General features: G+C 74.1%; 10 protein-coding genes and 1 pseudogene. 5 read left to right on the top strand and 6 right to left on the bottom strand.

Features of this window, described 5'->3' with window-relative positions:
* Positions 1–145: 145 nt before the first annotated feature.
* Entirely contained in the window at positions 146–1909 is a 1764-nt protein-coding gene (leuA, locus tag ACWF9Z_RS24850) for a 2-isopropylmalate synthase (RefSeq protein WP_453605315.1), read from the bottom strand.
* Positions 1910–2254: 345 nt separating this feature from the next.
* Here leuA and ACWF9Z_RS24855 point away from each other — a divergent pair, with 345 nt between their 5' ends.
* The 4 genes from ACWF9Z_RS24855 to ACWF9Z_RS24870 all read left to right on the top strand — a co-directional run bounded on the left by ACWF9Z_RS24855 (position 2255) and on the right by ACWF9Z_RS24870 (position 5318).
* Entirely contained in the window at positions 2255–3310 is a 1056-nt protein-coding gene (locus ACWF9Z_RS24855; RefSeq protein WP_453605317.1) for a M4 family metallopeptidase, read from the top strand.
* Positions 3311–3319: 9 nt separating this feature from the next.
* Positions 3320–3589: a protealysin inhibitor emfourin gene (locus ACWF9Z_RS24860; protein WP_453605319.1), complete on the top strand. Its 270-nt coding sequence runs from the start codon at positions 3320–3322 to the stop codon at positions 3587–3589.
* A 74-nt stretch (positions 3590–3663) separates the two neighbouring features.
* A complete protein-coding gene (locus ACWF9Z_RS24865) occupies positions 3664–4512 on the top strand; it encodes a GNAT family N-acetyltransferase (RefSeq protein WP_453605320.1) in 849 nt (282 codons plus the stop codon).
* A gap of 146 nt (positions 4513–4658) precedes the next feature.
* Positions 4659–5318, top strand: coding sequence for a class I SAM-dependent methyltransferase (locus ACWF9Z_RS24870; protein ID WP_453605322.1), 660 nt, complete (start codon positions 4659–4661; stop codon positions 5316–5318).
* Between the two features lie 70 nt (positions 5319–5388).
* Here ACWF9Z_RS24870 and era read toward each other — a convergent pair whose 3' ends face one another.
* From era to ACWF9Z_RS24890, 4 genes and pseudogenes are all read right to left on the bottom strand, one after another.
* A complete protein-coding gene (era, locus tag ACWF9Z_RS24875) occupies positions 5389–6339 on the bottom strand; it encodes a GTPase Era (protein WP_453605398.1) in 951 nt (316 codons plus the stop codon).
* A gap of 504 nt (positions 6340–6843) precedes the next feature.
* Positions 6844–7335, bottom strand: a pseudogene (locus ACWF9Z_RS24880) (WxL protein peptidoglycan domain-containing protein); the annotation flags it as partial.
* A complete protein-coding gene (locus ACWF9Z_RS24885) occupies positions 7332–8891 on the bottom strand; it encodes a beta-xylosidase (protein ID WP_453605324.1) in 1560 nt (519 codons plus the stop codon). The pseudogene ACWF9Z_RS24880 and the gene ACWF9Z_RS24885, both read right to left, overlap by 4 nt.
* 63 nt (positions 8892–8954) lie before the next feature.
* Positions 8955–10055, bottom strand: a complete 1101-nt coding sequence (locus tag ACWF9Z_RS24890; protein WP_453605326.1) for a GlxA family transcriptional regulator — start codon at positions 10053–10055, stop codon at positions 8955–8957.
* A gap of 71 nt (positions 10056–10126) precedes the next feature.
* Here ACWF9Z_RS24890 and ACWF9Z_RS24895 point away from each other — a divergent pair, with 71 nt between their 5' ends.
* Positions 10127–11416 (top strand): MFS transporter, encoded by a 1290-nt coding sequence (locus tag ACWF9Z_RS24895; protein WP_453605328.1) that lies wholly within the window; start codon positions 10127–10129, stop codon positions 11414–11416.
* Between the two features lie 32 nt (positions 11417–11448).
* Here ACWF9Z_RS24895 and ACWF9Z_RS24900 read toward each other — a convergent pair whose 3' ends face one another.
* Positions 11449–11802 (bottom strand): cytidine deaminase, encoded by a 354-nt coding sequence (locus ACWF9Z_RS24900; RefSeq protein ID WP_453605330.1) that lies wholly within the window; start codon positions 11800–11802, stop codon positions 11449–11451.
* Positions 11803–11920: the final 118 nt, after the last annotated feature.

Raw genomic sequence — 11920 nt, forward strand, 5'->3', positions numbered from 1 at the left:
CCGCCCCCCGCCCCGCCCGCCCCCCGCCGCCCGCCCGGGCGGGCGCGCGGGCCCCCCCCGCCCCGCCCCCCCCCCCCCCCCCGCGGGGGGGGGGGGGGGGGGCCCCCGCGGCGTGCGTGCGGAAGGCCGGTCAGCCGGACGGGGATCAGCGACCCGCGCGGTTGACGGCGGAGATGACGGCCTTCAGGGAGGCGCGGGTGGTGTTGGAGTCGATGCCGATGCCCCACAGGACGCGTCCGTCGATCGCGCACTCGATGTACGAGGCGGCGACGGCGGAGGCGCCCTCGCTCATCGTGTGCTCGGTGTAGTCCAGCAGGCGGGCGTCGACGCCGATGCCGGCCAGGGCGTCGAAGAAGGCCGAGATCGGGCCGTTGCCGCTGCCGTCCAGCACGGTGTCCACGCCGTCCACGACCGCCTCGACGGTCAGCGTGTCGGTGCCGTCCTTGTCGGTGGTGGTCTGGCCGGAGCGCAGCTGGATGCGTCCCCACGGGTTCTCGGGGTTGGGCAGGTACTCGTCCTGGAAGACGTCCCAGATGGCCTTCGGCGTGACCTCGCCGCCCTCGGAGTCGGTCTTGGCCTGGATGATCCGCGAGAACTCGATCTGCATGCGGCGCGGCAGGTCCAGCTTGTGGTCGTTCTTCAGGACGTACGCGATGCCGCCCTTGCCGGACTGCGAGTTGACCCGGATGACGGCCTCGTAGGAGCGGCCGACGTCCTTCGGGTCGATCGGCAGGTACGGGACGGCCCACTCGATGTCGTCGACGGTCTTGCCCTGGGCGGCCGCGTCGGCCTCCATGGCGTCGAAGCCCTTCTTGATGGCGTCCTGGTGGGAGCCGGAGAAGGCGGTGTAGACGAGGTCGCCCGCGTAGGGGTGGCGCGGGTGGACTTCCATCTGGTTGCAGTACTCGCTGGTGCGACGGATCTCGTCGATCTGCGAGAAGTCGATCTGCGGGTCGATGCCCTGCGAGAACAGGTTCATGCCCAGGGTGATCAGGTCCACGTTGCCCGTGCGCTCGCCCTGGCCGAACAGGCAGCCCTCGATGCGGTCGGCACCGGCCATCAGGGCCAGTTCGGCGGCCGCCACGGCGGTGCCGCGGTCGTTGTGCGGGTGCACGGAGATGCAGATGTGCGCGCGGCGGGTCAGGTTGCGGGCCATCCACTCGAAGCGGTCCGCGTGGGTGGAGGGGGTCGAGCGCTCCACGGTGGCGGGCAGGTTCAGGATGATCTCGCGGCCCTCACCGGGCTGCCAGACGTCGCAGACGGCCTCGCAGACCTCCAGGGCGAAGTCCAGCTCGGTGTCCGTGAAGATCTCCGGGCTGTACTGGTAGCCGAAGGTGGTCTCCGGGCCCAGCAGCTTGTCGGCGTACTCCATGACCAGGCGGGTGCCGTCGACGGCGATCTGCTTGATCTGCTCCTTGGAGCCGCGGAAGACGACCCGGCGGAAGGTGGGCGCGGTCGCGTTGTACAGGTGGACGGTGGCGCGCTTGGCGCCGACCAGGGACTCCACGGTCCGCTCGATCAGGTCCTCGCGGGCCTGGGTCAGTACGGAGATCGTCACGTCGTCCGGGATCGCGCCCTCTTCGATGATGGAGCGCACGAAGTTGAAGTCGGTCTCGCCGGACGAGGGGAAGCCGACCTCGATCTCCTTGTAGCCCATGCGCACCAGCAGGTCGAACATCTCGCGCTTGCGGGCGGGGGTCATCGGGTCGATCAGCGACTGGTTGCCGTCACGCAGGTCCGTGGACAGCCAGCGGGGGGCCTTGGTGACGCGGGCCTCGGGCCAGGTCCGGTCCGGGATGTCCACCTGCTCGTACGCGCCGTACTTGTGGATCGGCATCCCGGAGGGCCGCTGGGTGTGGGTCGCGTTCGTGATGGGCGTGGGGCGACCGACAAAAGTGTGCTGACTCATGGCGTAGGGCTCCTCGCGTGTCCGCGTGTAGTTCGCTGGGACGGCCGACAACGGTCGCAAAACCGCAACACCAAACTCCGCGGGGAGGGGGTCGGCCTACGACTACAGACCCTCGCCGCGGCAGCTAAGGAGAAGCAGCCCGATACGCATGATGGGCCGAGCCTAACCGAGCCGCGTCGCACGCGGGGACCTGTTTCAGTATGCAAGACCCCGAGGTCCGTTTTGTACCCTTTGTGAACTACATCTCTTTCATCCCACCCCTGTGGCGACAGCCGGTCCACACAACCGAATGAATCATGGTCGCTGCTCGTGACATCTAGGTCACGGAGTGCCACATTGCCGGGCATGACTGCCACCCGCTCCCACCGTCACCCCGTCTTCTGCACCGTGGTGCCGCCGCACCTCCTGGACAAGATCGCCCGGTCCGACGACCCCGCCCGCGCGGCCGCCGCCCGGCGCACCCTCGAGCTGGACGCCTCGCACCGCGTCCGGCGCCAGCTGTCCGTCCTGCCGCCCGCGGCGGAAACGGTGTCCGAGACGCCCGAACGCACCGTCTACGACGCGCAGCACCGCACGCGGCTGCCCGGCAAGAAGGTCCGCGGCGAAGGAGCCGAGGCCACCAAGGACGCCAGCGTCAACCGCGCCTACGCCGGGCTCGGCGCCACCTTCGAGCTGTACCTGAAGGCCTTCGGGCGTCATTCCATCGACGACGCCGGCCTGCCGCTGAACGCCACCGTCCACTACGACCGGCTGTACAACAACGCCTTCTGGGACGGCAGCCAGATGGTCTTCGGCGACGGGGACGGGGACCTGTTCCTCGACTTCACCGTCTCCGTCGACGTCATCGGGCACGAGCTCACCCACGGGGTCACCCAGTACACCGCCGACCTCGCCTATCACGACCAGTCGGGCGCGCTCAACGAGTCCATGTCCGACGTCTTCGGCTCCCTCATCAAGCAGTACTCGCTGAACCAGACCGCCGAGGAGGCCGACTGGCTGATCGGCGCCGGCCTGCTCGGTCCGCACGTCGACAGCGGCATGGCCCTGCGGTCGATGAAGGCGCCCGGGACGGCGTACGAGGACGACGAGCTCGGCAAGGACCCGCAGCCGGCGACGATGGACGGCTACGTCCGCACCTCCCGGGACAACGGCGGCGTGCACATCAACTCGGGCATCCCCAACCACGCCTTCTACATCGTGGCGAGCGAGCTCGGCGGCAAGGCCTGGGAGCGCGCCGGACGGATCTGGTTCGACACCCTGACCGGCGGGGCACTGGCCCCGAACGCCGGCTTCGCCGACTTCGCCGGGCTGACGGTGGCCGCGGCCGTGGCCCGCTACGGAGAGGGCGGCCCGGAACACCAGGCGCTGCAGAAGGCTTGGTCGGCCGTCGGCCTGGGGTAGGAGGGCGGTATGCGGATACAGGTGGTGCGTACGGGCGGCTTCGCGGGGATCGAGCGGCGGGCCGAGGTGGACACCTCGGGTTTTCCCGACGCGGCGGAGTGGCAGGCCCTGGCCCGGCTGGCTCTGCGGCCCGCTCCCGCGGGCGATCCGATAAACCGGGTCCGGGACGGGTTCTCGTACCGGATCACGGTGGACGGGCGGACGGTCGCCTGCGAGGAGCCGAACCTGTCACAGGCGCAGCGGTCACTGATCTCCCGGGTCCTGAAGGAGGGCGCCTGAGCGGCTCCCGGACGGCGGTGTCCGCGCGCCCTTAACGGGGTGCCCGGACGCCGCCGCTTTGCTTTGATGACCCGATGACCACGACCTTCACCTCCCCCGCCGACCTGCTGCCCGAGCTGGAGCGCTACTACGACACCGCCCCCCGCAGAGGCGGGGCGCGGGCCGAGGACTTCGGCCCGCTGACCCTGTTCGTCCAGGAGTCCACGGGCTGGCCGTACTACGCGCGGCCCGCGCTCGCGGCCGACGGCGGCGACGGCGCTCCCGCCGGGCTCTCGGTGGCGGACGTGGAACGGGTGCTGGCCCGGCAGCGGGAGCTGCGGGTCCCGGAGTCGTTCGAGTGGGTGGCCGAAACCACCCCCTCCCTGCGCGCGGCGGCAGAGGCGGCCGGGCTCCGGGTGCACGAACATCCGCTGATGGTGCTGGACACCTCGGCGGCGGTACGGATGCCCGCGCACCCGGAGGTGCGCGTCTTCGACGCGGCCGATCCCCTGCTCCGGGCCGCCGTGACGGTGCCGATGCTCGCCTTCGCCGCACCGGGCACGGCGGTGGGCGAAGCGGGCCCGGCCGAGCTCGCGGTGGCGGAGCGGGACCCGGCCTCGGAGGGCCGCCGGGTCCGGGTCGCCGAAATGATCACGTCGGGCCGCACCGCCCTGGCGGCGGCCGTCGGCGAGGGCACGGTGCTGTGTTCCGGCCAGCACAACCCGGTCGGCGACGTCACCGAGATCGTCGGCGTCGGCACCCTCCCCTCGGCCCGCCGCCGGGGCCTGGCCCTCGCGGTGACGGCGGCCCTGGTCGCGGACGCCCTGGCCCACGGGGCCCGCACGGTCTTCCTCTCGGCCGGCGACGAGGACGTGGCCCGCCTCTACGGCCGCCTCGGCTTCCGCCGGGCCGGCACGGCCCTGATCGCCGAGCGCCCGCTGTGACCCGCCGGTCGCGGCGGCCCCGGGACCGGGGTCGGCCCGCCGCGTCCTGAGCCCGGTTTGCCGGAACGGCAAGGTTGCTTGGCGACGGTGGGGTGGGGGCGGAGCATCGGGGCGCAGGGGTTCGCACCGAACGGAAAGAGGTCCCCATGGCGTACGACGAGCACCAGCACTCCCCCGAGGCCGCCGCCGGGTTCGTGGGCGAGGAGTACTGGGACACCCGTTACCGCGAGAGCGAGAAGGTCTGGAGCGGCGAGGCCAACGCCGTGCTGGCCCGGGAGGCCGCGTCGCTCGCACCCGGGCGGGCCCTCGATCTCGGCTGCGGAGAGGGCGGCGACGCCGTGTGGCTCGCACGGCAGGGCTGGCGGGTCACCGGGACGGACATCTCCGGGGTCGCCCTGGCCCGGGCCGCGGACCGGGCCGCCGGGGCCGGGGTCGCGGACCGCACCGCATGGGAGCGGCACGACCTCGCGGAGACCTTCCCGGCCGGGGAGTACGACCTGGTCTCCGCGTGCTTCCTGCACACCTTCGGCGCGTTCCCCCGCGAGCGGGTCCTGCGCCGGGCCGCCGCGGCCGTGGCGCCCGGCGGGATCCTGCTCGTCGTCGGGCACGCGGGCTGGGCGTCCTGGCAGGAGGACCGCCCGGAGGTGGCCTTCCCCACCCCCGACGAGGTCGTCGCCCAGCTGGAGCTCGAGCCCGGCGCCTGGGAGGTGCTGCTCGCGGAGGAACACGTACGGGTCCAGAACCAGCCTGACGGCCGGCCCGGGACCCGTACGGACAACGCGGTGAAGGTGCGGCGGCTCCCTTGAGGGCCGGCCCGCGAAGAGCCGGCCCGCCCGGAGCCGGCCCGCCCGGAGCCGGTCCGCCCGGAAGGCCCGCCTAGAAGCCGAGCTTGCGGAGCTGCTTGGGGTCGCGCTGCCAGTCCTTGGCGACCTTCACGTGCAGGTCGAGGAAGACCGGGGTGCCGAGCAGCGCCTCGATGTGCTTGCGCGACTTCATCCCGACCTCCTTCAGCCGGGCGCCCTTCGGGCCGATGATGATGCCCTTCTGGCTGGGCCGCTCGATGTAGAGGTTCGCGTGGATGTCCAGCAGCGGGCGGTCCGCCGGCCGGTTCTCCCGGGGGATCATCTCCTCCACGACGACCGCGATGGAGTGCGGGAGCTCGTCGCGCACGCCCTCCAGCGCCGCCTCGCGGATCAGCTCCGCGACCATCACCATCTCGGGCTCGTCGGTGAGGTCGCCCTCCGGGTACAGCGGCGGGCTCTTCGGCAGCATCGGCGCGATCAGGTCCGCCAGCAGCTGGACCTGGCTGTCGCCGACCGCCGAGACGGGCACGATCTCGGCCCACTCGAAGCCCAGCTCCTCGGCGAGCTGGTGAACGGCGAGGAGCTGTTCGCCCACCACCTTGGACTCGACGAGGTCGGTCTTGGTGATGATGGCGATCTTGGGGGTCTTCTTGATCCCCGCGAGCTCCTTGACGATGAACTTGTCGCCGGGGCCGAGCTTCTGGTCGGCGGGCAGGCAGAAGCCGATGACGTCGACTTCGGACCAGGTCGCGCGCACGACGTCGTTGAGGCGCTCGCCGAGCAGCGTGCGCGGCTTGTGCAGGCCGGGCGTGTCGACCAGGACGAGCTGTGCGTCGGGGCGGTGCACGATGCCGCGGACCGTGTGGCGGGTGGTCTGCGGCCTGTTGGAGGTGATCGCGACCTTGGTACCCACGAGCGCGTTGGTCAGGGTCGACTTCCCCGCGTTGGGACGGCCGACGAAGCATGCGAAGCCCGCACGGTGCGGGCTGGTGGTCTCGGGGGAACGATCGCTCATACGGGCCATTCTCCCCGATGCGGCTCCCAGCGCCGACCAGGCTGCCGCCAGGAGCGCGAGGGCGCCCGCCAGGAGGCCGTTCAGAGCGGGGTGCGCGGCATGGCCGACGGTGGCCCGGGAGCTGGTTCCCCCGGCTCCCGCCTCGACCGTGACCTCGCTCCACTCCAGCTCCGGAGGGTTCTCCCAGCGGGCGCCCAGCCGGACCGCCTGGCCCGGCAGCAGCTCGGCGGGCAGGTCCGTGAGGGTGCGGGAACCCAGGGCGCGGCCGAGGGTTCCCGAAGCCGTGAGGGTGGCCCGGGGGCGGAGGGTGACGTTGCCGAGGTTGCGCAGCGTGTACGAGACCTCCGCGCCGCCGACGCCCGCGGCGGCGACCCGGAGGTCCTCGACGGCGAGCGCGGGGGCGGTGGGGCCGGTGACCCGCAGGTAGACCCGGGCGGCGACCGCCTGCTGCACGCCGATCCCCTGCCCGGCCGTGGCGCCCGGCCGGTCCTCCAGGGCCACGATGGCTCCGGGGTGGTCCCCGGGCTCCGCCCGGCCGGGAACGGTGAGGGTGAAGCCCACGCCGAGCGCGCCGCCGGCGGGGACGGTGATCCGGTCCTGCGCGAGCTCGGCCCAGGCTCCGGTGGCGGTGCGCGGCTCGTCGGGGCCGCGGAGGGCGAAGCCGCCGTCGCGGGCGGTGTTGTAGGCGTCGGCGGCGTAGAGGCGGAAGGTGCGGGGCCGGTCGGTCCGGTTGGTGACGGTGACGGAGTCGGCGACGGTCGTGCCGGGGGCCGCGGAGAGGTAGAAGTACGGCCGCTGCCCGAGGGTGTTCGCGGCGGGCAGCACGGACCACTGGCCGTTGTCGGCGGCCGCGGCCGGCCCTGCCGCGCCGGCCAGCAGCGCTCCCGCCCCGGCCAGCACCGCCAGCACGGCCAGCACCGCCAGCAGGGCGCGCACGGCGGCCGCCGCCGCCCCCGGCGGCGCCGTGACGGCGGGCCGGTCCCCCGCGGGCGCCCCGGCGGTCATGACAGGGTCAGCGTCAGCACCGCGGCGTACGCGCCCGGCGGGGTGTACGGCGGGACCTGGAGGGTGACCGCGGCGTCGATCGTGAAGGTGCCCCCCACGAGCGCGGCGTCGGGTGTGGAGGCGAGGACCGCGCCGTCGGGGCCGACCGTGCCCGCGCTGCCCGGCGTACACGCGCTCGGGCTCCCGGCGGCCGCCGCGCACACCGGGGTCCAGCTCAGGGAGGCGCCGGGGATGCGCACCCCGGTCCCGCCCGCGCCGGTGCCCGTGAAGTCGGTGACCTTTCCGATCAGGGACCAGCCCGCCGGCCCGCCCCGGGCGTCCTTGACCGTGACGGTGCCGATCCGGCCGGCCGCCGCGCCGCCGTCCCCGTACGGGACCGCTCCCAGGGTGACCGCCTCGCCCTCCTGGGTCATGCCCAGCGCACCGGGCTCGACGACGGCCGTCACCTCCTGCGTGCCCGGGGGCACCGCGGCGGCCTCGATCACGGTGTAGGCCGCCGGGCCGGAGCCGCCCGCCGCCGTCCAGGCCCCGCCCTCGTACGCCACGACCGCCGTGGTCGCCCCGTCCGTGACCGGCAGCTCGGCCAGGATCACGCCCAGCTCGTCGGCCTTCGCCGCCACCCGGTCGGTGGTCTCGGCCGCGCCGGCGCGGCCGGCCACGGTGACGCTCGAGCCCGGGACGAAGCCGGCGCCGGTGACCCGGACGGTGGCACCCGGTTTCCCGGCGGCGGCACCGAGCCACACCGACCGCAGGTTGGCCGTGGGCAGCGGGCTCGCCGTGATCCGCTCGGAGACGGGGGCGGGAACCGGGGCGGGACGGGTGGCGGGCGTCGGACCGGGGGTCCCCGCCGGGTCCGTGCCCGGCGTCGCGGTCGGACCCGGAGTCGAGGTCGGGTCCGGAGTCGAGGTCGGGTCCGGAGTCGAGGTCGGACCCGGCGCGGTCGGGTCCGGCATCGGATCCGAGGCCGGCCCCTGGGCCGGGTCCCGCGCCGGGTCCTGCGCCGCCGGCACGTCGGCCGCGCACGTCGTGTCGAGGTCGAACAAGTGGCTGGTGTGCAGCGTGTAGCCGCCCGGGGCGAGGGTGATCTCGCCGGGCGCGGTGACGGTGAAGGTGCCGGTCATGGTGACGGCCGGCAGCGGCCCGCCCGCTCTGACGGGGTCATTGCGCCTGGCTCCGACGACCGTGACCTCGCCGCTCTGCGCTCCCCCGAGGACGACCCGCCCGGTCGGGGTGAGCACGTCGGCGGGCAGGTCGACGGGGAGCGGGTTCACGGCGGGGGTGCCGATCACCTGATAGGCCACGGTGACGGTGTCGCCGACGCGCGGCGCCCGGTCGTCCACGGTGATCCGCGCGGTGGTGGGCCCGTCGGCGGGCGGCAGCCCCGCCTCCTGGGGCGCCAGGCAGTGCGTCGGGAACTCCACCCGGCCCGGCACCTGCCCCGCGGGCGTCCGCCCCTCGGCGGCGGCGGGTGGGCTCAGCGCGCCCCCGGCCACGGCCGCCAGCACCGCCATGCCGGCGGCCGCCGACCACCCTCTGCTCCGCGCCGGTCTCCGCACTGCCCGCCCCCTGGGTTCCCGTACCCCGACAGGGGGCCATTCACGAGCGGGCGGCGGGATAAGTCAATGCACGGACCCGGCAGCGACTGATGTCCCATCAGAAGCTGGCGGGGTGTCATGAGGGGCGTCACGGCGGCCGTCCCGGCCGGGGTCGTGGCGGGCGTCCCGGCAGGCGTCCCGGCGGGGGTCCGCCAGGGTTTCCCGGAACGTCCTGCGGTAGGCCGTCGGGCTGACGCCGAGCGCCGCCTGCACGTGCTTGCGCAGCGACTGCGCCGCGCCGAAGCCCGTCTCCCGCGCCACCTGTTCCATCGGCAGGTCGGTCTGCTCCAGCAGGGTCCGGGCCCGCTCCACCCGCTGCCCCACGATCCACTCGCCGGGGCTGACCCCCGACTCCTCCCGGAACCGTCGCGTGAAGGTCCGCACGGACATGGCCTCCTGCCGGGCCAGGTCGGTCAGCCGCAGCGGCTCGTGCAGCCGGTCCAGCACCCAGGCGCGGGCCGCGGCGGTACTGGCCTGCTGCGGCTCCGGCACCGGGCGCGCGATGTACTGCGCCTGCCCGCCGTCGCGGTGCGGCGGTACGACGGTGAGCCGGGCCACCTGGTTGGCGACGGCCGCGCCGTGGTCGCGGCGCACGATGTGCAGGCACAGGTCGACGCCCGAGGCGACGCCGGCCGAGGTCAGCACGTCCCCGTCGTCGGTGTAGAGCACGTCCGCGTCGACCCGTACGGCCGGGAACAACTGCTGGAAGTGCGCGGCCGAGGCCCAGTGGGTGGTGGCCCGGCGGCCGTCCAGGTACCCCGCGGCGGCCAGCACGTAACCACCCGTACAGATGGAGACCAGCCGCGTACCGGGCCTGATGTGCGCGAGCGCGGCGGCGAGTTCGGGGGTGAGCCGGCCCTCCGAGTGGACCGCGCCCAGCTCGTAGGAGGCGGGGACCACCACCGTGTCGGCCGTGGCCAGCAGTTCCGGCCCGTGCCCGACCTGGATCGCGAAGTCCGCGTCCGTGGGCACCGGCCCGGGGGCGAGCCCGCACGTGAGGATCTCGTAGAGCGGCCGGCCGGCCGGGTCCTTGGCCCGGCCGAAGATCCGGTGCGGGATCCCGAGCTCGAACGGCAGGAGGCCGGCGAGGGCGAGGACGACAACGCGGTGCGGCGGGGAGTCCATGGCCCGATCGTACCGAAGGCTGTCGTTCAGGCCACTGTCGTAGAGGGCCGCCGCGGCCGGAAGCTGTCGTCGTGACGACGCAGACAGCACCCTCCCCGGCCCCCGAGGCCGCTCCTCCCCGAGTCCACCGCGCCTGGTCCGTCGCGGCCGTCGGCTTCGTGACGATCATCGGCGCCGCCGCCTTCGCCTCCCTCCCCGGGCTGCTCATCGAGCCGTTGCACGCGGAGTTCGCCTGGTCGCGCGGCACGATCGGCCTCGCCGTCTCCGTGAACCTCGCGCTGTACGGGCTCACCGCCCCCTTCGCCGCCGCGCTGATGGACCGTTTCGGCATCCGCAGGGTCGTCGCGATCGCCCTGACCGTCATAGCCGCCGGCTCGGTGGCCACGGTGTGGATGACCGCCTCCTGGCAGCTGATCATGTACTGGGGCGTCCTGGTCGGCCTGGGCAGCGGTTCGATGGCGCTGGCCTTCGCCGCGACGGTGACCAACCGCTGGTTCGTCGCCCGGCGCGGCCTGGTCACCGGCATCCTCACGGCCGCCGGGGCCTCCGGCCAGCTGATCTTCCTGCCGCTGCTGGCCTGGCTGGTGGAGCACCACGGCTGGCGTCCGGCGGCCGTCACCGTCTCGCTGGCGGCCCTGACCGTCGTGCCCTTCGTCTGGCTGCTCCTGCGCGACCACCCGGCGGACGTCGGACTCGCCCCCTACGGAGGCACCTACGCGCCCAGGCCCGCTCCCGTCCGGGGCGCCGCCCGCCGCACGGTGTCCGTGCTCTTCAAGGCGGCCCGGACCGGGCCCTTCTGGCTGCTGGCGGGCACGTTCGCGATCTGCGGAGCCTCCACCAACGGCCTGGTCAAGACCCACTTCGTGCCGTCGGCCCACGACCACGGCATGCCGGTGACGGCGGCGGCCGGCCTGCTGGCCGTGATCGGCCTGTTCGACGTGATCGGCACGGTGTTCTCCGGCTGGCTGACGGACCGCTTCGAGGCGCGCCGCCTCCTCGTCGTCTACTACGCCCTGCGCGGGATCTCGCTGCTCTTCCTGCCGATGCTGCTGGCCCCGGCCGTGCACGTGCCGATGGTGTTCTTCATCGTCTTCTACGGCCTGGACTGGGTCGCGACCGTCCCGCCGACGATGGCGCTGTGCCGCGAGCACTACGGCGAGGACAGCGCCATCGTCTTCGGCTGGGTCCTGGCTTCGCACCAGGTCGGCGCCGCGCTGGTGGCCTTCCTGGGCGGCCTGGCCCGCGACGCCCTCGGTTCGTACGACCTCGTCTGGTACGCCTCGGGCGCGCTGTGCGCGATGGCGGCGCTGATGGCGATGGTCATCCGCCGCCGTCCGGCCGCCGTCCCGCTGCCGGCGTGATGCGGGCGGGATGCCCGCGGGATGCCCGCGCTTCAGCCCGCGGGAGTGGTGGACCTGAGCGTGCCGTCCGGGCCCGCCAGGAGGACCGGGGTGTCCGGGCCGCCGAGGTCGCGGACCGCCGCGCGGTCGGCGTCGGCGGGGGCGTCCGCCGCGCTGACGACCGCGGCGGCCTCCAGGGACCGCGCTCCGCTGGCCACCGCCATCGCGACGGCCGTCTGGAGCGCGCTGAGCTTCAGGGAGTCCAGCTCCACGGTCCCGGCGACGTACGTGCGGCCGGTCTCGTCCCGGACCGCCGCCCCCTCGGCCACGCCGTTGCGGGCCCGGGCGCTGCGCGCCAACGTGATGATCTTGTTGTCTTCGGGGTCGATCCCGCTGCTGTCGGTCATGGTCCGAAGCATAGGGAGCGTGGGGGGGGGGGGGGGGCGCGCGCCCCGCCCCCCCCCCCCCCCCCCCGGCGGCCGCCCCCCCCGCCCCCCCCCCCCCCCGCCCCCCCCCCCCCCCCCA

The organism is Streptomyces sp. NPDC054961 (genome assembly GCF_053609145.1).